The organism is Pseudomonas sp. o96-267 (assembly GCF_003935465.1).
GTDB lineage: Bacteria > Pseudomonadota > Gammaproteobacteria > Pseudomonadales > Pseudomonadaceae > Aquipseudomonas > Aquipseudomonas sediminis.
In genome coordinates this window covers 163,712-184,940 of record NZ_RHQP01000005.1, presented here as the reverse complement: position 1 = coordinate 184,940, position 21,229 = coordinate 163,712, and the positions used below count along the sequence as shown (strand labels likewise).

18 protein-coding genes and 1 pseudogene are annotated in these 21,229 nt (G+C 55.4%); 7 read left to right on the top strand and 12 right to left on the bottom strand.

The window, feature by feature from the left end; genetic code table 11:
• Window positions 1-53: 53 nt before the first annotated feature.
• Window positions 54-395 carry a hypothetical protein gene (locus EGJ86_RS05270; protein WP_125834300.1) on the bottom strand — a complete coding sequence of 114 codons (342 nt, stop codon included), beginning with the start codon at window positions 393-395 and terminating at the stop codon, window positions 54-56.
• A 271-nt stretch (window positions 396-666) separates the two neighbouring features.
• Here EGJ86_RS05270 and EGJ86_RS05265 point away from each other — a divergent pair, with 271 nt between their 5' ends.
• The gene (locus EGJ86_RS05265) at window positions 667-1,536 is read left to right on the top strand and encodes a hypothetical protein (protein ID WP_125834299.1); all 870 of its coding nucleotides are present in this window, start codon (window positions 667-669) and stop codon (window positions 1,534-1,536) included.
• A 681-nt stretch (window positions 1,537-2,217) separates the two neighbouring features.
• Here the strand turns inward: EGJ86_RS05265 and EGJ86_RS05260 are convergent.
• Window positions 2,218-2,445, bottom strand: coding sequence for a hypothetical protein (locus EGJ86_RS05260; RefSeq protein WP_125834298.1), 228 nt, complete (start codon window positions 2,443-2,445; stop codon window positions 2,218-2,220).
• A gap of 122 nt (window positions 2,446-2,567) precedes the next feature.
• On the opposite strand from EGJ86_RS05260, the gene EGJ86_RS05255 reads away from it, so the two are divergent.
• The 3 genes from EGJ86_RS05255 to EGJ86_RS05245 all read left to right on the top strand — a co-directional run bounded on the left by EGJ86_RS05255 (window position 2,568) and on the right by EGJ86_RS05245 (window position 4,345).
• Window positions 2,568-3,167, top strand: a complete 600-nt coding sequence (locus tag EGJ86_RS05255; RefSeq protein WP_125834297.1) for a PIN domain-containing protein — start codon at window positions 2,568-2,570, stop codon at window positions 3,165-3,167.
• A gap of 2 nt (window positions 3,168-3,169) precedes the next feature.
• Complete coding sequence (locus EGJ86_RS05250; RefSeq protein WP_125834296.1) at window positions 3,170-3,478, top strand: hypothetical protein; 309 nt, start codon at window positions 3,170-3,172, stop codon at window positions 3,476-3,478.
• A 273-nt stretch (window positions 3,479-3,751) separates the two neighbouring features.
• On the top strand, window positions 3,752-4,345 hold the full coding sequence (locus tag EGJ86_RS05245) for a hypothetical protein (RefSeq protein ID WP_125834295.1): 594 nt from the start codon (window positions 3,752-3,754) through the stop codon (window positions 4,343-4,345).
• Between the two features lie 25 nt (window positions 4,346-4,370).
• Here the strand turns inward: EGJ86_RS05245 and EGJ86_RS05240 are convergent, their stop codons facing one another.
• From EGJ86_RS05240 to metR, 8 genes are all read right to left on the bottom strand, one after another.
• Window positions 4,371-6,065, bottom strand: coding sequence for a hypothetical protein (locus EGJ86_RS05240; RefSeq protein ID WP_125834294.1), 1,695 nt, complete (start codon window positions 6,063-6,065; stop codon window positions 4,371-4,373).
• Between the two features lie 689 nt (window positions 6,066-6,754).
• Window positions 6,755-8,026 carry a DUF6538 domain-containing protein gene (locus EGJ86_RS05235; RefSeq protein WP_125834293.1) on the bottom strand — a complete coding sequence of 424 codons (1,272 nt, stop codon included), beginning with the start codon at window positions 8,024-8,026 and terminating at the stop codon, window positions 6,755-6,757.
• 259 nt (window positions 8,027-8,285) lie between these two features.
• Entirely contained in the window at window positions 8,286-8,570 is a 285-nt protein-coding gene (locus tag EGJ86_RS05230) for a type II toxin-antitoxin system RelE/ParE family toxin (protein WP_125834292.1), read from the bottom strand.
• Complete coding sequence (locus tag EGJ86_RS05225; RefSeq protein ID WP_125834291.1) at window positions 8,570-8,845, bottom strand: antitoxin of toxin-antitoxin stability system; 276 nt, start codon at window positions 8,843-8,845, stop codon at window positions 8,570-8,572. Before EGJ86_RS05225 ends, EGJ86_RS05230 begins: the two co-directional genes overlap by 1 nt.
• Window positions 8,846-9,402: 557 nt before the next feature.
• A complete protein-coding gene (locus EGJ86_RS05220) occupies window positions 9,403-12,558 on the bottom strand; it encodes an efflux RND transporter permease subunit (protein ID WP_125834290.1) in 3,156 nt (1,051 codons plus the stop codon).
• Window position 12,559: 1 nt separating this feature from the next.
• Window positions 12,560-13,642, bottom strand: coding sequence for an efflux RND transporter periplasmic adaptor subunit (locus EGJ86_RS05215; RefSeq protein ID WP_125834289.1), 1,083 nt, complete (start codon window positions 13,640-13,642; stop codon window positions 12,560-12,562).
• Between the two features lie 6 nt (window positions 13,643-13,648).
• Window positions 13,649-14,305, bottom strand: coding sequence for a TetR/AcrR family transcriptional regulator (locus EGJ86_RS05210; RefSeq protein WP_125834288.1), 657 nt, complete (start codon window positions 14,303-14,305; stop codon window positions 13,649-13,651).
• Between the two features lie 203 nt (window positions 14,306-14,508).
• On the bottom strand, window positions 14,509-15,426 hold the full coding sequence (gene metR, locus EGJ86_RS05205; protein ID WP_125834287.1) for a transcriptional regulator MetR: 918 nt from the start codon (window positions 15,424-15,426) through the stop codon (window positions 14,509-14,511).
• Window positions 15,427-15,593: 167 nt separating this feature from the next.
• Here metR and metE point away from each other — a divergent pair, with 167 nt between their 5' ends.
• Complete coding sequence (metE, locus tag EGJ86_RS05200) at window positions 15,594-17,897, top strand: 5-methyltetrahydropteroyltriglutamate--homocysteine S-methyltransferase (protein WP_125834286.1); 2,304 nt, start codon at window positions 15,594-15,596, stop codon at window positions 17,895-17,897.
• Window positions 17,898-18,098: 201 nt separating this feature from the next.
• Entirely contained in the window at window positions 18,099-19,088 is a 990-nt protein-coding gene (locus EGJ86_RS05195) for an alpha/beta fold hydrolase (protein WP_125834285.1), read from the top strand.
• A gap of 100 nt (window positions 19,089-19,188) precedes the next feature.
• On the opposite strand, the pseudogene EGJ86_RS05190 reads toward EGJ86_RS05195, so the two are convergent.
• Window positions 19,189-19,359, bottom strand: a pseudogene (locus EGJ86_RS05190) (DUF6316 family protein); the annotation flags it as partial.
• A gap of 278 nt (window positions 19,360-19,637) precedes the next feature.
• Here EGJ86_RS05190 and EGJ86_RS05185 point away from each other — a divergent pair.
• Complete coding sequence (locus EGJ86_RS05185; protein ID WP_125834284.1) at window positions 19,638-20,588, top strand: DMT family transporter; 951 nt, start codon at window positions 19,638-19,640, stop codon at window positions 20,586-20,588.
• Here the strand turns inward: EGJ86_RS05185 and EGJ86_RS05180 are convergent.
• A complete protein-coding gene (locus EGJ86_RS05180; RefSeq protein ID WP_092376353.1) occupies window positions 20,585-21,052 on the bottom strand; it encodes an Lrp/AsnC family transcriptional regulator in 468 nt (155 codons plus the stop codon). The two genes, EGJ86_RS05185 and EGJ86_RS05180, sit on opposite strands and share 4 nt — an antisense overlap.
• Between the last annotated feature and the right edge of the window lie 177 nt (window positions 21,053-21,229).

The following is a 21,229-nucleotide window of genomic DNA, read 5'->3' as shown; positions in this document are numbered from 1 at the left end:
GCTTTACGATCAGTTACGAAGACAGGCTGCCGCAGCAGTAACCCAAGCCCCGGTTACACAAAATTCTGCACACCCTCAAGAGCGTAAGGAACTCTTGACCAGAAATTACATGGGATTAGTTGAGTGGCCTTTTCCTTGGCGAGTGATGGAATCCAATTTTCATCCTTTCCGCAAGATGCTTCCTTAGCCACAAATTCTGTATTCAGCATCCTTAGAAATTCGTCTGAATTACTCCATTCTGTTTCGTTTTTGAAATTATCAATATCCCATCCATCGACGTGGATACGTTTATCGAATGCAGTAATGATTGAAACTATATCATTTCCGAAAATTATGGCTTGCTTTTCGCGTTGCTGCTCCGCGAACCAAAAAATAAAACTAATGCTTAAAGCCATTACTACTGCTAGTGATAGGAGTGTTTCAAATAACGTTAATCCTGCGTGTCTTGATTTTATTGTCATGGTGTTTTAATTTGTTCTTATTATTACCATAACATAAAAGATAAAATATGAAAGTTCAGAGCAGGTTTTATTTTCTTGGTTATTACCAATAAATCATCACGCCATTTGTAAAAATAAAGAACAAGCCGCAACATCAGAATTTTGAGCTACAATCTAACATGAATATCTTATCCAAACACTATAATGAGTGATATTTGAGGTAGATATGATTGACGCTTTTAAAAATGAAATGCTCAATTTTATTATGGCTGGAGGGGTAGACCTTCCATCGCCTGATGTAATAAAAACAGAATTTGATGGAGAAAAAACTTCCACTAGCCACTATTGCTATATTTCTATGGGCGGCGGCCCTACTCCTGTTGGTTTTTTTCTCAAACATATATTGATTTATTCGCTTCTGGATGCGGTTTTCGAGTCTGAGATACCAGATCTAGAAGATAAAGGTTTCATGGCGAAATATAAGCGTCTTCCTGAGTCTGATGAATATGAAAAATCGGTAAAGGAAACTTATCGAATTCTCACGTTTGTGAGAAATGTGGCAGTGCATAATAAGAGTAAGCTGACAATAGAGAATGGAAGGATTGGGTGCTCGTATAAAAAATGGAATCAAAGGAAAAAAAATGATATTCCACTGACCTTGGATATAGGATATGAAGGGCTTGCAATTCTGTATTCAATCGCGGTGATGAGAGCAAAATTAAAGGGGGATGTGGATCGATATCATCGTCTGCTAATATCCGCCATGTATGAATCAGCACTATCAGAGATAAATATATTTGATGACGAATACAAATACGATTGTGGGATTGGAATCACCAACTTTAGTTTGGACAGAAAAATACTATGGAGGAGAAGGTATCGAATAGCTTCTCCTATACTGAAAGACGAAGGTGACTTCATTAGATTCAGTAGGATGCCCGCTTATGAGGATTGGGCAAGTGATGAATATTTACTTGAGCGGGGGGAAGATAAGTATATTATCCCAGGGGAGTTTCTTCTGGATGATGGCCGTCTTCCCAAGGAAGAATTAGAGTCTTGGCGGTTACTGAATAAAGTTATAATGGCGACAGGCTAGACCTGCTAGTCATTTTCTATATCAAGTTGCACGGCTAATGCCTAGCTCTTCCCATAGCTTCTAGCTCGCGGTGGTGGGAGTGTGTATCGCATGTGTGCGTGTGTCTTGAAAACCCTATGGGGTTTTCGCTTTGCTCTTAATCACCAGCTTTGCCGCGAAGCGGCTTCGCCTTTCTTCTCGGCAAAGCTGCTCCTTCCTACTAGCTCAGTACAAAACTGAGTGTTCGGAGGACAGCCTGGCCAATTAGGGGAAGCGAGTCCCTTTCTCGGGTTTAAGTCATTGATACTGACGCTTAAACTTTGAACACTTAACGCATATATCTGCTGCGTCCCGGCTCCCTGTTCAACACTGTTTCCAGTGGCTTGCGGGTTGGCTCCTTTCGTTGCCGGGTTCCCCTTTGTACGGCCTCGACTTCCATAGTCCAAAAATCACAATGATAGGATCGGGTATCCTGTCCAAAACTATGCAAGGGTTAAATACTGAATTTATTATGGTTATGAGGTTTTTCCGAGGGGAGGACTTGAAATTAAAATCTGGCGTGTTATAACTTTAACTACAAGTTGATTCCTGCTGGAACAGTATCAACCCGAGGCCCAAATGTTATTAGCGTTTGGGCTTCATCTTTTAATAACTTACCATTTAATATTGGTAAGTCAAATAAGGCCTGCAAATTTGCGGGCTTTATCTTTTCTTGGGCTTACTTTTAATTGTGCCACGCGACCATTCTGTCGCTAATTTCTTAGCGAAAAATAATCCTGTTTTTGGCATAACCAAAACAGGGATGCCTAAAGGAATACCCAAGGGAATACCCAAAACAGGAATACCCAAGAAAAAACGGGATACCCAAAACAATACTAAAATAATGCTTATACGTTTAAGCAAGATGATGATTTCTTGGGTATTCCCCAAAAATCGATCCTGTCGCCTTTCAGTTGATTTTTTTGTGATGCTGAAAAAATAAAAGCACGTAACCATGCAGGCTTTTATCTTTTTGATCGTTCGGTTAAAATCCGCTAATCAAGGAGGGTTGAATGAGAGTAAATTTTGTTCTTATTGACTATGAAAGTGTGCAGCCTGATGACGTTGCAATTGTTCAGGGCGAGCAATTCAAAGTCATAGTCTTTGTCGGTGCAACTCAGTCAAAAGTTTCTTTTGAGGTTGCTTCTGCTTTGCAGAAAATGGGCGACAGGGCGGAGTATATTAAAATAAGCGGAACGGGGCATAATGCCTTGGATTTCCATGTCGCCTATTACATTGGTGTTATGGCGACCAAACAGCCAGACTCTTACTTTCATATAATTTCGAAAGATACCGGATTTGATCCACTCATTGCCCACCTTAAAACGCAAAAGATATTTGCTTGTCGCTCAGCGACAATAGGAGATATCCCGCTTGTGAAGGTAGTTAATTCCAACGCACCTGGGGATAGAATCGAGATTATTGTTAATGACTTGAAGAAACGGGGAAATTCACGCCCAAGGGCGGTTAAAACCCTAAGCAGCACTATCAATTCTATGTTTCAAAAGCGTCTCTCAGCTCAAGAAATAGATGGACTGATTGAGGGGTTGAGGCAAAAAGGCTTTGTAAAGGTTAATGGCACCAAGGTTTCTTACTCTCTTCCGGCTAAATAGAGATGAAGACAAGAGAAGAAATTCAAGGCTACATAGTCAGTAACGGCGTAAAGGTGAGTCGTTCGAGGTCTTGGGAAGATGCCGCAAAGGCCCGAGATAGTAGCCTTCTTTATTATAGAACCCCATCGGGTTACGCTGAGTGGTTTGCTATTAAAGGTAAAAAAATTTGGTGGGTGTATCTGGATTCTTCTGATGGTGGAATCTGGGGCGTTAACGGTATTTTGATTACTGGATATTTTATCGAGTATGACTTGGATATCGTGCGGGCTATCTACTCACTGGCCTACCCGAATCAATACGATAAGAAATAAAGCCCCGCAATGGGGCTTTTCTGTTTCTGCCTGAAAAATAATTTTGATTGTATATGTCAATGCTCTATTGACTTATTGGTTTTTCATGGTTTGATATTTGTGTGGTTTTCATATCTCCACATTGTCGGTGCTTAGTCCCCTTTGTTACCGGCCTTTACTGCCCGATTAATCGCTTAGGGCAGTATTTTATGATGTGACTCTATGCTGAATAAATCATAGACCAAGCCCGCCTAGTGTGGGCTTTTGCGTGACTATAAGAATAATGGAGGTGTTATGGATCTTATAGATTCAATTATGAGGTATGTAGAGCGTTTTGATGATTCTGATGTCTATGCTTACATAGAGCAAGGCGATAACTATCTCATTACAATTGATGAAGTTGAATGGTTATTCAAAAGGCTTGATGCGTCTAGGTATGTTGTGGTTTCGCCTGAAATGGTCGAGTTTGAAAATTACAGCAAATTGCCCGGAGTTAGTCCGAGCCTGTGGATTGATGAACTCGATAGAGTCGATGCTGAAATAAGAAGTGCCCTGGAGTTTTCTTATGATTTAAGGCTAGACAATATACTCAGCAGCACAGTCCTCAAAAAATGGGTGGGATTAAGTTCGCCAGATAGCATTATCTATTTGTTATTTATCGGGGATACCAATTACATAACGTGTAATATTAAGCTGATTTTTGATGTAGAGCGGTGTGAGTTTTATTGGCATACAGTATTTGATTGGGGAGGTATAGAGATTACCGGCGTTGATTGCTTTTTGGAGTATTTCAGGCAAAAGCTAATCTTAGAGCCTATCGGCAAGGCTCGGATGGAAGATGTAACGCCAGAGGATGGTCAGGTGTTGAAGATGATGAATTATGGATAAAACACCCGCTTAATTGCGGGTTGCTTTACGGTCTTAGTAATTTTCTTTTAATCTTATTTGTTATGTATCCGGTTGAATCTGTCTTGTCTTCCACTTCGTCAATCATTTTCAAGGCTTCCGCCGTTATTGACATATCTGAAGTCAAGTCACTGTCGTAAATCCTTTCGTAGTTCTCCGCTACGTCTCGGCTGTATTTGGCTTTATTCTGGCCAATCTTGTCGAATGCTGCTTGGATGAATCCTGTAAGGTTCTCAACTAAAGAGGTAAATTCACGAATAATGGTGTTTTGCATTTCCTGAAGCCTGCTGTTGGCTTGCTTCATATACTTATCTAGATCTTCGACTTGCCTAGTCATATGCTGAATTTCACTGTAAAGCCTGCCGCTTTTTTCTTCATCCTGCTCTATGGCTTTTTTCAAGATTTTTTGTCTTTGCTGTTCTGCAATTAGATCGTCTCTCAGGTTGAAATAGTTTTCCGTGGTTTTGTTTAAGGAGATCATTACGGCCTGTTCTTTCTGTGCCGCTTGGCGGATTCCATTAACTATTTTTTCTTTCTCAAGTGCCAATGTCTCTTTTTCGATTGCTAGTTTCTCTTTTTCATAAGTCAGGTTTTCAATCTCGTATTTCAAAGTGGCATTTTCTTCCAGCATTTTTCTGTAGAGTGAATAAGTTCTTTCGCTTTTAGGCTTGGAGGCTTCAAGATCAAGTTCTCGGTTCCATTCATTATTTTCCTGTGTCTTCTCTTTTATCTTTGCCTCTATGGGTTTATTTTTGAGTAGTTTGGCGTTGGTGTAGGCATAGAAAATTTCTTGGAAGTAACCGCCGAACAACTTTGATTGATCATGGTTCATTTTTAAAGGAAGTGGTTTTTTATCTGGGTAGTTCTTCTTGATCCAAGAGTTCACCAGTTTACGTTGCTGCTGGATTAAGTCATATTCCCCGGTCTTCCTGTTTTTCATTGAAGTTATGATGTGAGGGTGGTCGTCATAGTGATTCCCCTTGGTGCTTTCGTCACCGTGGAATGCGATAGCCAGAATTGGATTGTCTGGGAAGCATTTAGAGTAAAATCCTTGAATATGCCCTATAAATTCTTCTGGTGTAATGTTCTCCACCTCATTCCTTGATGGGAATTTAAAGAAGGACTCTTGGATAACGGCTCGGTTCTGTTGAACCTTCGGTTTATCGGCCTGCTCAATCTTGTTGTGCAGTTCGAGGAACTGCCTAACCATCGTGATTTTCTGAGCCTTACGCTTCATTCCTGATAACTCAAGGGATGCGGTAAGGTTTTGTATATCTGCCACGCCCTGGACGTTGTAGGCGGCTTCTAGCCCCGCCTTGGCTTGGGGGTCTTCTTCGTTCTTTATTGCTCGTTTGAGCTTGTCTTTATACTTGGTTCGAGAGTTACGGGCGGCTGCGAGTTCTTCCGCTCCTAACACGTCCTCGCTAGCGGTCGCCATTATCTGCTCAACCAGTTGCTGACGTTCTGCCAGTGGCACGTCATCCATACGGCGAAGCTGACCATTGATCCAGAGTAGATTGCGGTGTGAGTCCACCTCTATCCATTCAGTGGTTTTGATCTCTTTGCTGGGAATGCGGAGGGAGTGTTTTAGTGTCTTGCGAAGCTGGTAATGACCCAGCTTTTTACCATTGCCAGCAGGGTGCTTGGCGTTGGAATAATTCTTGGTCTTGAATATCATTGTGGTGGTCTTTTTTACATTCATTTAATCCTCATCAGTTGGTTAATTTAACCCCCTAACATTTCAGCGATTTGGCTTTGTGTTTTTGGCTCTGGATTTTGGGGAATCCAAAGGGGGAACCCTTTTGGCCCGCTATCCTACCGCAAGCACGAAGTGCGTCTTTTCGTCAGGAAAGTGTGGTGGGATAGATATGCGGGTTGATATATCTCTCTTTCGATTCAATATACCATAGAGATTTCAAAGTTCAATTTGAGGTCTTATAGGTTGAGCGTGCGAGCGTAGCAATGCACGCGGGTGTATGCGTATAGGTAAACAACAATATTGAGATCGTTACATATGAGATCAATATATATTGGTATCTAAAACGCGGCTGCGTGCGAGCGTATGCTGTGCACGCGGGCAGGGGAGTGCATTATGCGAGAAAATTTCCTGAAATTTAGAACGGGACTGATGGGGTTGGAGCGATAAGGCTGGAAAATCGTCCCTGATTTTTAATGTGTAACCCCTCTGGAATCTCAAGTTTTTATATTGTATTTGAGTTTGGAAATTGCCGTGTGTTTTTGCTTAGGGCTTGGGCCTGCACTATACACGTCAAAAGTGATGGTTCCGGTTTCGTGTCCAACGATTGCGGCGATCAAGATTCCGGGTATATCTGAGCGTTGTAATTGGGTGATAACTGTCTTGCGGAAACTGTGGAAAACAAATTGACCGTTCTAGCCAAGGTCGGTTCTAAGGCGTCCAAATTGCTTGCTAAGGGCATCCGAACGGTTTCCGTACTTATTTCCTGATGTGGATTTGATGAGGTAGCCATCTTCGGACTGCTTAGCCAAGCGGTCTACTACTGGCTGTAGCTTGGGATGGATAGGTATGTGTCTTTCACCGGCTGCCGTTTTTGCATCCGTGATGTAGAAGCATTGGATGCCTTCCTCGGTAACTATATCGCTTGTTTTCAAGCGGCATAGTTCCTCAATGCGTGCCCCTGTGTAGGCACCCAATAGAATGAGATCGGCAAGGGTTTCGCGGTTCTTCTGGTTCCTGGCTGCATCGTAGAGCTTCGCCACGTCTTCCGGGGCGAATGCCTTGCGTTCGGTCGAGGTTGCGGCCTTCTTGCTGCGGTTGGTGGGGAAGTCATGATTCTGGAAAGGCGACTGCTGGTCGCGGTGTAGCTTCTTGAAATTCTCATCGTAGCGAAGTGCCCACTTCCAAAAACTGGAACCGGCAAAGAGAAACTGCTTCTTGGTTTTCTCGCTGACGCTGAGCGTATCCATGTAAGCCATGATGCTCTCGTGGGTGAGGTCGCGGCGGTTGGTTTCAAGCCAATTTTTGAGGTTTTCCAAGCGGGCGACCTGAGTGTCAACGGTCTTCTGGACGATCCCCTTTACCTGCTCCTGGTGAACCTTGAAAGCGTTGATTCTGGCAGTCGTTATGGGCGACTTGGCCCGGTAGTGGCTGGGGTCTTTGAGTATCTGCTTAATCTCGTCCTTGTCGGCTTCCTTCAACGGCAAGGCGTTGGCCTGACGCTCCATGTTGCCCTGAACGAGTGACTGAAGGTCGCGGTTGAAGGTGAAGGCGTCGAGTGGCTTATCCACTTCAAAATGCCTCAATAGCCGCTCCCATTCCTCTTGCGAATGCTCTGGCCCCAACGAAAGAAAATCGGCCACGGAATCGGCCTTTTCCGAGCTTATAGGGCCATTCGTGATGTGGGCTTGGGCAACATCGACGTAGAAGTCACGGGCACGCTCTGCAAGTGCCTTGGCCTGAATCCTGGCGTCTTCGGGATCGATCTTGGATACGGTGCGGGCTTGGTCAATCAACGATTGCCATTGTTGCAGGTAGGGGATTTTGAGCCGCTGGGCTTCGGTCTTCGATCCGGTCTTGAGTGAGGCGGTGAACTCGCGTCGATTGAGGGTAGGCCGAGCGTCTGCCGGAATGGTCAGACGGGCGTGCCATAGACCAGAACGTAAGACCAAGTTATCGCTTGCCATTGCCGCCACCGGAGAGCCGAAAAGTGCTTGGATCGTAGGTGTTTTTTCTGTGGTTTTGTAGCAAAATTTTTTAGCAAACGGCTCTGTAAGTGCCTGTATCCATTGATTTTATTGAGTTTTTTGCTCAAATTCGGAAAGTCCCTATCTTCCCGCCATATCTCAAGCTTAAGCCCCTGAAATTCCTAGAGTTTCGGGGGCTTTTGCTATCTGCGGCATGCAAGGTGCCGAAGAAGTGTCGAAAGCCGGTTGAGCCTGCAGGCTAGCTCTGGATCGGCGGCCACATTCTGGCGACATGCACCAGGGCAAGAATCCAGACCGCATCATGCTCAGCCTGATAGACGAGGCGGTAGTTCTCCTGAGGGATCAGGTCGCGAGTACCGGTGACCAAACCCAACCTGCCCTTGTCGGGAAAGTCAGCCAGCGAGGCTGCAGCAGCGCTGAATGCCTCATCCATATATACGGCGGCGCGAGGGCTCTCAGTGGCGATGTATTCCCAGATATCCAGACGATTCTGTAGGGCCTCAGGTGTCCAAATGACCTGCATCAGTGGCCTAGAGCCTTAGCGCGGCGAGCGGCGAATTCAGTTTCTACATCATCATTGGAGCGGCCACGACCAGCGTCTACCGATGCCCTGGCGGCAGCGACCTTGCGTTGCACGAACTCATCATGCTCTTTGGCCTGTTGCTGCTGGCGAATGTAGTCGCGCATGAGGTCGCGCATAACCTGGGAGGCCGGCTGGTGTGCGGCTTGAGCGGCTGCCATGAAGTCTTCGCGCAGTTCAGGCTCAAGCTTCAGATTGAAAACGGCTTCTTTGGCCATGGTCGTCACCTATCGGTCGATTCGTAGCTACAACGTATATACGTTGTATGTATGCTAAGCAATGCTCGCCGCAGTAGAAAGCATGAGTCATCATCTTTGTGTCTAGTTCAGGGCGTTGTGAGTGATAGTTTCAAGCGTCACGAAGAGAGATGGTTATTTGCTATCACGCGAATATTCTGGGGAAACTTGAAGTGCTAGAGCTGCCAGGGGAGCACTCCGCTCTGTGAAACACGCCGCGTAATTGAGGCTTGGCACGATGCCAGTGCCTGGACTACTCTCCGGTCACCGGGCTAACGAAGTGATCAACAGGCAGGATGCCGACCCCATACACTTCGTTAGCTCGGTGTTCATTGCTTGCGCTGGCCTATGCGAGGCGAGCGGAAAAGACAAAGCCCTCCGAGAGAGGGCTTTGTCGTTTCTGCAAGACGCCTTGCGCGTCTGCTGTCTGTTAAAAGCATCCCTGCTGCCTTTCCATTCCCGCCCTAAGTACCGTTGTTGGTTAGCCTAGGCGATATCTGGCGTTTTGCCATGTTGCCCCTGCCAGGTGGACTCCAGTATCAGTCACTGCGCTGTAGGTGCGTCCTGTCGGGTTTGCTGGCGATCAGGTGCTCCGGCAGGTCGAGCAGGTCGGTGTCGTAGGTCTCCAGCGGCGGTGGACGCCGCTCGAAGCGGGCGCCGAGCACCAGCATGCAGGGCGTGAGCAGCAGGGTCAGCACCGTGGCGAAGGCCAGGCCGCCAGCGATGGCGCTGGATAGCTGCGTCCACCACTGTGTCGAGGGTGCGCCGAAACCGAGGCTTGGGGTGATCAGGTCGACGTTGATGCTGAGCACCATGGGCATCAGCCCGAGGATGGTGGTCACTGCGGTGAGCAGCACCGGACGCAGGCGCAGGCTGCCGGTTTCCAGCGCCGCTTCACGCGGTTCCAGGCCCTGGCGACGCAACTGGTTGTAGGTGTCGATCAGGATGATGTTGTTGTTCACCACGATGCCGGCCAGGGCGATCAGGCCCATGCCGACCATGACGATGCCGAACGACTGACCATTGACCAGCAGACCCATCAGTACGCCAGCGGTGGACAGGACGATGGCCGACAGCACCAGCGCTGCCTGGTAGAGGCTGTTGAACTGGGTCACCAGGATGATCGCCATGAGGAAGATGGCGACGACGAAGGCGGTCATCAGGAAGGTGGCCGCCTCGCGCTGGTCGGCATCCTCGCCGGCGAACTTCACCTTGATCTCGGCCGGTACATCGCCGAGCGCTTCGCGCAACGCCTTGAGGCGTTCGTCCAGGCGCGCACCTTCGGCCAGATCGGCCTGCAGGGTGATGGTGCGGTCGCCGTCCACGCGCCTCAGGGTGCCGACCTTGGGCGCAGGCTGCAGGTCGACGAAGTTGCTCAGCGGTACCTGGCCGGCCGGTGTATTGAGGGGCAGTCGGCCGAGTTGGTCGAGCGAGCGCCAGTTGCCGGGCAGGCGCACGCGGATGTCCACTTCGTCGGTCGCATCTTCTGGCCGGTAGGTTGCCAGTTTCAGGCCGTTGGTGATCATCTGTACCGCGTTGCCGACGCTGAGTACGTCCGCGCCGAAGCGTGCGGCGGCCTCGCGGTCGACCTTTATTCGCCACTCGATGCCGGGCAGGGCACGGTCGTCCTCGATATCGGCGAAGCCGCCGAGGCGCGTCATTTCCCCGCGGATACGCTCGACCCACTGCTCGCCGAGCGCTGGGTCCAGTGAGCTGATCTGCAGTTTCACCGGCTTGCCGTCGGTGGGGCCCTGTTCCTGTTTGCGGAACTCCAGGACCACGCCAGGAATGCCCGCGGTACGCTGGCTCATTTCGGCGAGGATGTCCTTGGCCGGGCGGCGCTGGTGCCAGTCGACGAACTGGAATTGCAGGGTGCCGATCACGTCGGCGCCGAGTTGGCCCTGCTGGCCTTCCGGCTGGGCCAGGGAGCGCGCATACAGCGCCTTGACCTCACGCATGCCGATCACCTGCTTTTCCACCTGCTGGAGCAGGGCGTCCTTCTCCTGCACCGACAGATCGCCGCGAGCGCGCAGCCAGATCTGCGCGCTTTCCGGCTCGACGTCGGGGAAGAATTCCACGCCATGGTTGAAGCGCCCGTAACCGACGTAGATCAGGGCGATCAGCGCGAGCATGCCGAGCAGGGTCAGCCCCGGGCGCTTGAGCAGCGTCGCCAGCAGATTGCGGTAGGCGTTGCCGGCGCGATTGGTGCTGGGGGCTTGCGGGCGTGCCTGGCCGCCAGTGACGGCGCCGAGCACCGGCAGAAACACCAGGGCCATGGCCAGCGATGCCAGCAGACAGAGAATCACTGTCGCTGGAAGGTACTTCATGAACTGACCAACCACCCCCGGCCAGAACAGCAGCGGCAGGAACACCACCAGAGTCGTGGCAGTGGAAGCGATTACCGGCCAGGCCATTCGTGTCGCGGCATTGGCCCAGGCCTGACGAGGCGTCTGGCCCTGTTGCAAGTAGCGGTCGGCCAGCTCGGAGACGACGATGGCGCCGTCGACCAGCATGCCGGCCACCAGAATCAGGCTGAACAGCACGACGATATTGAGGGTGAAGCCGAGCATCCAGATCAGCAGGATGCCGCTGAGGAAGGCGCCGGGAATGGTCAGGCCGACCAGCAGCGCCGACCGCATGCCCATGCTCGCCACCACCAGGATCAGCACTAGAACGATGGCGGTGAGCACGTTGTTGAGGAGGTCGCCGAGCATGTTCTGCACTTCCTGCGACTGATCCATGATGTAGCTGACTTCCACCCCCGGCGGCAGCAGGGGCTTGGCCTGCTCCATCAGTGCCTTGACCTGATCGATGGTCTCGATGATGTTGGCGCCGCTGCGCTTAGCCACTTCCAGCACGATGGCCGGCTGGCCGTTGATGCGGGCGAAGCCGGTGGGGTCCTTGAAGGTGCGGCGAATGGTGGCGACATCGGCGAAGGTGACCACGCTGTCGCCGACTACCTTGATCGGCATGCGCATCACGTCTTCGAGGTCTTCGATGACGCCGGGCACTTTCATGCTCATGCGGCCGGCGCCGGTATCCAGGCTGCCGGCGGCGACCAGGCGGTTGTTGCGGCTGACCAGGTTGAACAGCTCGTTGTAGTCGATGCCGTAGCTGTCGAGCACCTGGGGGTCGACGACGATTTCCAGCAGGTCCTCGCGGTCGCCGCCGATCTCCACCGACAGCACTTCGGCGATGCCCTCGATGTTCTCCTTCAGGCGCCGGGCGATGTACACCAGCTCGGTTTCGGCAATCGGCCCGGACAGCCCCACCGACAGCACCGGGAACAACGCCACGTTGACTTCGTTGACGGTCGGTTCGTCGGCTTCTTCTGGCAGCTTGCTGCGCGCGGTATCGACCTTCTCGCGCACGTCGGCCAGCGCCACCTTGGCGTCGAAGCCAGCGTCGAACTCCAGGGTCACCGAGGCGTGCCCTTCGCTGGATACCGAGCGCATTTCCTTGACGCCCTCGAGACTGCGCAGCTCCTGCTCCAGTGGACGCACCAGCAGGCGTTCGCCGTCTTCCGGGCTGATGCCTTCCAGGGTCACCGAAACGTAGATGATGGGAATGACCACGTCCGGGTTGGATTCCTTGGGCATGGCGATGTAGGCCACCAGCCCGCCGCAGAGCAGGAACAGCAGGACCAGGATGGTGGTACGGCTACGGTCGAGTGCGGCAGCGATCAGTGCGTGCATCTCAACTGCCCTCGGCCGCGAGTTGCGCGCGGACCTGCTGACCGGGCTGGACGAAGCCCTGGCCGAGGGTGATCAGCGCCACCTTCGGCGGCAAGCCGCTGACCCAGGCGCCCTGGTTGTCGACGCTGATCAGTTGCACCGGGGTGAACTCCACGCGCTGCGCCTCGTTGACCCACTTGACGCCGTGGCGGCCGCTTTCATCCAGGCTGAGCAGGGCAGGGGACAGGCGATGGGCCATGGCTTCGCCGGTCTGGATGTGCAGGGTGGCGCTGGCGCCAGCCAGGCGCAGGCTGTCCGGGTTGTCCACCTTGACCTCTATGCGGAAGCTGCGCGAACCGGGGTCGGCAGCTGCGGCGATAAAGTGCAGTTCGCCTTGCAGCGTGCGGCCATCGAGCAGTTCCACCTTTACCGGTTGGCCCAGTTCGAGCTGGGTGACCTGCTGCTGGGCGATCTGTGCGCTGACCTTGAGGCGGTCGATATCCACCAGGGTCAGCAGACTCTGGCCGGGCTGGACGAAATCGCCCAGCTCGACCATGCGCTGGTCGTAGATGCCGGCAAACGGCGCCTTGATCTTGGTGTTGCGCAGTTGCAGACGGGCACTGTCGAGTTCGGCGCGTGCCTTGGCCAGCTCGCTTTCCAGACGCATCAGCTCGTTGGCCGAAACCAGGCTGCGTTCGCGCAGGCGCTTGGCGGCGGTGACGTCGCTCTGACGCTGGCGCACATCGGCCTCGCTGCGCGCGACCTGGGCCGGGCGGTCGTCTGGCGAAATGCTCAGCAGCAATTGATCGGCTGCGACGCGGCTGCCCTTGTCCTGATCCAGGTTCTGTACGCTGCCACTGACCTGGGCGCGCAGTTCCACTCGGCGCCAGGCTTCGACCTGCCCCTGCACCACATGCTCGCGCTGCATGGGTTGGGCTTGCAGCCATTGAATTTCGACGCGCGCCAACTCGTTGCTGGCGGCAGGTTGGTCGGGCTCGACCTCGTCGCGAGCGACGAAACGCTCGCCGCTGAACAGCCAGGCCAGCAGCAGGACTGCGATGACGATGGCGATGATCCAGGGACGCTTGCTGAGTTGGGCGAACATGTGGGTTTACTCGCTGAGTGCAGGCGCTGCATGCAGCGCGGCGGCCTGGCCTTGCAGGCCGGCAATGATGAAATCGGTGACGCGCTGGAAATAGGCGTCCAGCTCGATGGGTTCGGCCCAGTGGGCGAAGCCGCCGGAGGCGATGCGTGCCATCACGCCATTGACGCAAGCCTCCACGCCCCAGAGCAGGTGCTGGCAATCCGTGGGGGAGAGTTTCAGTTCGCCGAAGCTGCCCTGCAGCAGTTGGTTGAACAGGGCCATGTACTGACCTTCCAGCTCGAGGAACTGTTCACGGTAGGGCGCGTCCAGACGTTCCTGGAAGGCGGGGCGGTCGCACAGCAGGCAGAGTTGGGCTTGCAGTGGGTCGGCCAGCAGTTGTTCGAAGGCGCGGCGAATCACATGGCGCATGGCTTCGCGAGGAGGAGCCTGGTTCGCGGTCTCATGCAGTTCGCTCAGATGCTGGCGCGAGCAATCCAGCACCAGGCGCGCATAGAGTGCCTCCTTGCTGGAGAAGTGCTTGTACACCGTGCCCTTGCCAATGCCGGCGTGACGGGCCACTTCGGCGATGGTGACGCGATCCCAGGATTGCTCCTGAAACAGCTGGCGAGCGGATTGCAGCAGGGCGTTTTCCCGCTGCTGGAAGAGTTGATCCTGATAGCGCATGACGGTTCCGGGTTTCGTGACCGATGGTCATGCTATGACTGTCGGTCACGCTGCGGCAATGCGGGAGTTGTAACAAGGCAATTGGTGTGGACGGGCGTTCGCCATGGCGTTGGCGATTGGAGATGTGGTCTAGGGTGCGCCGTGCGCACCAGGGCCGGCGGTGGTGGATTGTTGGTGCGCACGGCGCACCCTACGTGCTGCCGTCAGCGCGCCACGCTGACGCCTTCGAGGCTGGCGAAGGAGGTATCCTTGGCGGTGAGCAGGAAGTCGCGCATGAACGGCGCGTCGAGCATGTCGGTGCGGATCGCCGCGTAGAGCGTGGCGAACAGCCCTTTTTCGCCCAGGCGCTTGGCGCTGACGTAACCGCGCGAGCTGTACTCGTGCAGTGCCCAGTTGGGTAGGCCGCATACGCCACGACCGCTGGCCACCAGTTGCATCATCATCACCGTCAACTCGGAGGTGCGTACCTGGGCTGGCTCGATATCGTTGGGCTCGAGAAAGCGCGTGAAGATATCCAGGCGGTCGCGTTCCACCGGGTAGGTGATCAGGGTTTCCGTGGCTAGATCCTGTGGCTGGATGCAGGCCTTGTGCGCCAGACGGTGCTGGTTGGCCACGGCGAGCATCGCCTCGTAGGTGAACAATGGCACATAGGTGATACCGGCCAGCTCGATGGGATCCGAGGTCACCACCAGGTCCAGATCGCCTCGGGCCAGGGCGGGCAGCGGGGCGAAGGAAAAGCCCGAGGCCAGGTCCAGCTCCACCTCCGGCCAGGCATCGCGGAACTGATCGATGGTCGGCATCAGCCACTGGAAGCAGCTGTGGCATTCGATGGCCATGTGCAAGCGGCCAGCGGTGCCGCCCGCCAGGCGCGCCAAGTCACGCTCGGCGCCGCGCAGCAGGGGCAGGGTGGCGTCGGCGAGTTGTAGCAGGCGCAGACCAGCGCTGGTGAAGCGCACGGGCTTGGTCTTGCGCACGAACAGCTGCAGGCCGAGGCGCTCTTCCAGCTCTTTGAACTGGTGCGACAACGCCGACTGGGTCAGGTGCAGACGCTCGGCGGCTTCCACCAGGCTGTCGGTCTCGCGCAGGGCGTGCAGGGTTTTCAGGTGGCGTAGCTCGAGCATGGCGGTTCTCTAAAAGGTTTCACTCATCCAGTGGCGTATCTGGATGAAAATGGTTCATACAGCCTACATGAGTAAATCTTTAGATCAAGACGAAAATCTTGAGTTTGTCTCACTCGGTGTCGGTGCCGAGAATGGCGTCATCTCGATTGATTCTGGAGTTTCACGACATGGCCCTGTCCCATTCCCTAGGTTTCCCGCGCATCGGCCGCGACCGCGAACTGAAGAAAGCCCTCGAAGCGCACTGGAAAGGTGAGCTGGACGAAGCTGGCCTGCGCGCCGTCGGCCAGCGTCTGCGCGCCGAGCACTGGCAATTGCAGAGGGATGCCGGTATCGACCTGCTGCCGGTGGGTGACTTCGCCTGGTACGACCAGGTGCTCAGTCATTCCCTGGCCTTTGGCGTCATCCCTGAGCGTTTCCGTCCGGCTACCGGCAAGCCGACGCTGGACACTCTGTTCGCCATGGCGCGTGGGACCGTTGCAAACAAGAGCAGCGTTACTTGCTGCGGCGGTGCTCATGCCCAAGAGATGACCAAGTGGTTCGATACCAACTACCACTACCTGGTGCCGGAGCTCAGCGCGGGTCAGCAGTTCGCCCTGAGCTGGGAGCAACTGTTCGAGGAGGTGGCTGAGGCGCATGCCCTCGGGCACAAGGTCAAGCCGGTGTTGATCGGACCACTGACTTACTTGTGGTTGGGCAAGGTCAAGGGGGGCGACTTCGACAAGCTGGAGCTGCTCGAAAGCCTGCTGCCGGTCTATGGCGAGATCTTCCAGCGTCTGGCCGCGCAGGGCGTGGAGTGGGTGCAGATCGACGAGCCGATCCTGGTGCTCGACTTGCCGCAAGAGTGGAAGAACGCGTTCGAGCGCGCCTACAACCTGATCCAGCGCGAGCCGTGCAAGAAGCTGATCGCCACCTACTTTGGCGGCCTGGAAGACAATCTTGGTCTGGCCGCCAACCTGCCTGTAGATGGCCTGCATATCGACCTGGTGCGTGCGCCGGAGCAGTACCCGACCATCCTTGACCGCCTGCCCGCATACAAGGTGCTGTCGCTGGGCGTGGTCAACGGGCGCAACGTCTGGCGCTGCGATCTGGAGAAAGCCCTTGAGGTGCTGCGTCACGCTCACGAACGCCTGGGCGAACGGCTGTGGGTGGCGCCGTCCTGCTCGCTGCTGCACAGCCCGGTGGATCTGGCTCGTGAAGACCAGCTCGATGCCGAGCTGAAAGGCTGGCTGGCTTTTGCCGTGCAGAAATGTCAGGAGGTCGCATTGCTCGGTAAGGCCCTGGAGGTGCCGGAAGACGCTTCTGTGCAAGCCGCCTTGCAAGCGAGCCGCTCAGTACAGGCTGCTCGTGCAGCTTCAAAACGTATTCACAAACCCGAGGTGCAGGCCCGTCTGGCGGCGATTCGTCCGCGCCATGCCCAGCGTCAATCGGCGTTCGCCGAGCGCATCGAGCAACAGCGTGACTGCCTGCAACTGCCATTGCTGCCGACCACGACGATAGGCTCCTTCTCGCAGACCTCGGCGATTCGCCTGGCGCGGCAGTCGTTCAAGCAGGGCAAGCTCAGCGCGGCCGAGTACACCGAGGCCATGCACAGCGAAATTCGCCAGGCGGTGCAGGTGCAGGAGCGTCTGGGCCTGGACGTGCTGGTGCATGGCGAGGCCGAGCGCAATGACATGGTCGAGTACTTCGCTGAGCAACTCGATGGCTATGCCTTCACCCGCTTCGGCTGGGTGCAGAGTTACGGCTCACGCTGCGTAAAACCGGCGGTGATCGTCGGTGATCTGAGCCGGCCCGAGGCCATGACCGTGGAGTGGATCAAATACGCCCAGAGCCTGACCGACAAAGTGATGAAGGGCATGCTGACCGGCCCGGTGACCATGCTGATGTGGTCGTTCCCGCGCGAGGACGTGTCACGTGAAGTGCAGGCTCGGCAACTGGCGCTGGCGATTCGCGATGAGGTGGTGGACCTGGAAGCGGTGGGCATCAAGATCATCCAGATCGACGAGGCGGCGTTCCGTGAAGGGCTACCACTGCGTAAATCCGCTTGGCAGCACTACCTGGACTGGGCCAGCGAAGCTTTCCGTCTGACCGCCAGCGGCGTGCGTGACGAAACCCAGATCCATACCCACATGTGCTACAGCGAGTTCAACGATGTGATCGAGTCCATCGCAGCGATGGATGCCGACGTGATCACTATCGAGACGTCGCGTTCGGATATGGAGCTGCTGGCAGCGTTCGAGAAGTTCGCTTACCCGAACGACATCGGCCCCGGCGTGTATGACATTCACTCGCCGCGTGTGCCTGACAGTGCCGAGATGGCCGGGCTGTTGCGCAAGGCGGCGCGGCGTATCCCGCTCGAACGCCTGTGGGTCAACCCCGATTGCGGCCTGAAAACCCGCGCCTGGCCGGAAACCGAGGCCGCGCTGGTGAGCATGGTGGCCGCCGCCAGGCAGTTGCGTGCCGAGCTGGCCTGATTGCCCGGCAGTGGTCGCGGCTGAAGCCCCTCCTACGGATAGGTAGGAGGGGCGCTCGCGACGCTCTGGATCGCACTTCTAGTCACCCTCCGGGCAACCGTTCGTCCCCCTTCATCAAACTGTCACGCTTGTGTGGCAGCGCCGTCGAACGACTTTCATCAGACTCGCGCTTCAGTGGGGTTCTGCGTTTCTGGTGTTTTCATGCGTGTATTCATTTTCCTGGCCGCGTTGCTTTGCGGCTTGCCGTCTCTTGCGGCCAATCGTTGCGACCTGTCCGAGCCGACCCGCTATGCGGATATCGGTGAGGTGCGTCTGGCCTATCAAAGTATCGGCAACGAACGCGATCCGGCGCTGCTGCTGGTGATGGGGCTGGGTGGGCAGTTGATCCACTGGCCTGACGAGGTGGTCGAGCGTCTCTGTCAGCAGGGCTTTCGCGTCGTGCGCTTCGACAATCGCGATGTCGGGCTGAGCACGTGGCGGCGGCCGGCGCCGAGCATCAACCTGCCTTACGAGGTACTGCGCTATCGCCTGGGTCTGTCGCTTGGTGCGCCTTATCACCTGCGTGACATGGCCGGTGATGCTATGGGGCTGATGGACCAGCTCGGCGTCGAGCGCTTCCATGTGTTGGGTGCAAGCATGGGTGGCATGATCGCGCAGCATCTGGCCGACTTGGCGCCGCAGCGCGTTCTAAGCCTGACGCTGGTGATGACCAGTTCGGGCGCGCAAGGGTTGCCTGCGCCCAGCGATGCGTTGGTGGCGTTGCTGGCAAGGCGTGAGGCCGGTAGTCGCGAGGCTGCACTGCAACAACAGGCGGACTTGCTGGCGGCCCTCGGTAGCCCGACGGTGCATGATGATCGTGCCTTGCTCTTGAGTCAGGCTGAACAGGCCTATGACCGCGCTTTCAATCCCGAAGGCGTGCAGCGTCAGCTGCTGGCGATTCTTGCCGAGTCGAGCCGCGTCGAGTTGCTCAATCGCCTGAACGTGCCGACGCTGGTGGTGCATGGCACGGCCGACCCGCTATTGCCGGTAATGCATGGGGTACACGTGGCTGCGCATATCAAGGGCTCCGAACTCAAGTTGATTCCGGGCCTGGCGCATCGCTTTCAGGATGCCTTCAAGGAGCCTTTGCTGGCCGCAGTGCTGCCGCATCTTGCGGCGCATCGGGGGGATTTGGGCTTGGCGCGTCTTTAGGTGGGAGCGCTCAAAGCTCCTGATTGTGCTTGATCGCTTCGCGGCGCTGCAGGTTGTCGATGTGCTCGCTGCTATGGCGTAGCAGCTTGTCGGCCATGACCATGCGCTCGATGTAACGCACGATGCTCTGCTCGGCGTCGTGGCGGGAGAGATAGGGGCCCTCCAGCGTGCCTTCGCGAGTGGCGAAGAAATATTGGCCGTTGACGGCACTGACGCGTGAGCTACGGTAATGCGTGCCCGGTTGGGGGTCGACGGTGCGTTGGCCGAACATGGCGGGGACTCCATCTGCAGGTGCTGGATAACCTGAGTCTACTGTGGCCAATGCGGCCTGCTTGGCAAAACGACAGATGGTAGATTTTGGCGGCTTGTTACAGGCTTTTAGCCGATTTTATGGATTATTGGCGCCGGTCGGCTGGCGTTTCTGGGTTGCCGATCAGTACAGTTTCGCTCGGCAACTGTGCTGAACTGTTGCTGTGTCGGTGTGGTGGCCTCTCCTAGAATGCTCTGCTGCGGTCGACATGCTCTGTTGGCTGCCTGCCAGAGGTTGCCATGCACATTTCTTCCGGCCGTTGGATGTACGGCCTGCTGCTGGCCCTGATCACTTCGGTGCTTTGGGGCATCCTGCCAATCAAACTGAAAGAAGTTCTCCAGGTCATGGATCCGGTAACGGTCACCTGGTATCGCCTGGCCGTGGCAGGTTCTCTGCTGTTTGCCTACCTTGCCGCGAGCCGTCGGTTGCCGCGTTTTCGTTCGTTGGGGCGCAAGGGCGGTTGGCTGCTGGCGCTGGCCATCGGCGGGCTGACGGCCAACTACGTGCTGTATCTGGTCGGGCTCAATTTGCTCAGCCCCGGCACCACGCAACTGGTGATCCAGGTCGCGCCAATCCTGCTGCTGATCAGCAGCCTGTTCGTCTTTCGCGAGCGCTTCAGCCTGGGCCAGGCGATTGGCCTGATGGTGATGCTGCTGGGCTTCGGCCTGTTCTTCAACCAGCGCCTGGGTGAGCTGCTGACCTCGCTGACCACCTATACCACCGGCGTGCTGACCGTGCTGGCCGCGGCCTTCGTCTGGACCTTCTACGGCCTGGCGCAGAAGCAACTGTTGACCCTGTGGAGTTCGGTGCAGGTGATGATGGTCATCTACCTGGCCTGCGCGCTGTTGCTGACGCCCTGGGCGCAGCCGCTGCAAGCGCTGCAACTGAGCCCGCTGCAAGGTTGGCTGCTGCTGGCTTGCTGCCTGAATACCCTGGTGGCCTATGGTGCCTTCGCCGAGGCGCTGGCGCACTGGGAGGCCTCGCGGGTCAGCGCGACTCTGGCGCTGACGCCGCTGGTGACTTTCGTCTCCGTGGCCCTGGCCTCGACCTGGTGGCCGGATCACGTGCTGCCCGAGCAGGTCAACTGGATCGCCTACGCCGGCGCCGTGGTAGTGGTACTTGGCTCGGCACTCACCGCGCTTGGCCCGTCGCTGCTGGCCGCTTGGCGCACGCGCAGGCCAGGGCGTTAATCCAGCGGCAACTCGGTGGTGCGCTTGACCTCGCTCATGGCGATATGTGAGTGCGCCTCGTGCACATGCGGGCGCTGCAGCAGGTGGTCGCGCAGGAAACGCTCGTAATCGGCGATGTCCTTGGCCACCACCTTGAGCAGGTAGTCCGAGCCGCCGGCCATGCTGTAGCACTCCAGCACTTGCGGGTAGCCGACCACGGCCCGCTCGAACTCATCCAGATTGCCGCGCCCGTGGGCCGACAGCTTGATGTCGACGAACACCGTGATGCCGAAGCCCAGGCGCTTGTGATTGAGCAGGGCGACCTTGCGTTCGATCAATCCCTCTTCCTGCATGCGGTTGATCCGTCGCCAGCAGGGCGATTGCGACAGCTCGACTTTCTCGGCTACCTCGGCGGCAGAGAGGTCGGCATCGTGTTGCAGCAGGCGGAGAATCCGCCGGTCGATGGGGCTGAGCTTGTCCTGCATGATTGTTTCCAATTTATTGTGATTGTTGGAAGGATCATGCGAAGTATCGCCTTCGATACTCGAAAATAGAAAGAAAAAAGCGGAACCCTCCAGTCATGCTTTAGGCAAATTCACAGCAGCGATCCTGCCGTGAAACCAACGGAGCGTGTCTACCGTCGCGCTCCCCGTGCTCGCCAT

Coding starts and splice junctions, on each gene's coding strand:
- EGJ86_RS05215 (WP_125834289.1), bottom strand. CDS start 13,642: ATGTTCGCCCAACTCAGCAAGCGTCCCTGGATCATCGCCATCGTCATC.
- EGJ86_RS05270 (WP_125834300.1), bottom strand. CDS start 395: ATGGCTTTAAGCATTAGTTTTATTTTTTGGTTCGCGGAGCAGCAACGC.
- EGJ86_RS05195 (WP_125834285.1), top strand. CDS start 18,099: ATGCGTGTATTCATTTTCCTGGCCGCGTTGCTTTGCGGCTTGCCGTCT.
- EGJ86_RS05210 (WP_125834288.1), bottom strand. CDS start 14,305: ATGCGCTATCAGGATCAACTCTTCCAGCAGCGGGAAAACGCCCTGCTG.
- metE (WP_125834286.1), top strand. CDS start 15,594: ATGGCCCTGTCCCATTCCCTAGGTTTCCCGCGCATCGGCCGCGACCGC.
- EGJ86_RS05235 (WP_125834293.1), bottom strand. CDS start 8,026: ATGGCAAGCGATAACTTGGTCTTACGTTCTGGTCTATGGCACGCCCGT.
- metR (WP_125834287.1), bottom strand. CDS start 15,426: ATGCTCGAGCTACGCCACCTGAAAACCCTGCACGCCCTGCGCGAGACC.
- EGJ86_RS05225 (WP_125834291.1), bottom strand. CDS start 8,845: ATGGCCAAAGAAGCCGTTTTCAATCTGAAGCTTGAGCCTGAACTGCGC.
- EGJ86_RS05220 (WP_125834290.1), bottom strand. CDS start 12,558: ATGCACGCACTGATCGCTGCCGCACTCGACCGTAGCCGTACCACCATC.
- EGJ86_RS05240 (WP_125834294.1), bottom strand. CDS start 6,065: ATGAATGTAAAAAAGACCACCACAATGATATTCAAGACCAAGAATTAT.
- EGJ86_RS05250 (WP_125834296.1), top strand. CDS start 3,170: ATGAAGACAAGAGAAGAAATTCAAGGCTACATAGTCAGTAACGGCGTA.
- EGJ86_RS05180 (WP_092376353.1), bottom strand. CDS start 21,052: ATGCAGGACAAGCTCAGCCCCATCGACCGGCGGATTCTCCGCCTGCTG.
- EGJ86_RS05265 (WP_125834299.1), top strand. CDS start 667: ATGATTGACGCTTTTAAAAATGAAATGCTCAATTTTATTATGGCTGGA.
- EGJ86_RS05230 (WP_125834292.1), bottom strand. CDS start 8,570: ATGCAGGTCATTTGGACACCTGAGGCCCTACAGAATCGTCTGGATATC.
- EGJ86_RS05245 (WP_125834295.1), top strand. CDS start 3,752: ATGGATCTTATAGATTCAATTATGAGGTATGTAGAGCGTTTTGATGAT.
- EGJ86_RS05185 (WP_125834284.1), top strand. CDS start 19,638: ATGCACATTTCTTCCGGCCGTTGGATGTACGGCCTGCTGCTGGCCCTG.
- EGJ86_RS05255 (WP_125834297.1), top strand. CDS start 2,568: ATGAGAGTAAATTTTGTTCTTATTGACTATGAAAGTGTGCAGCCTGAT.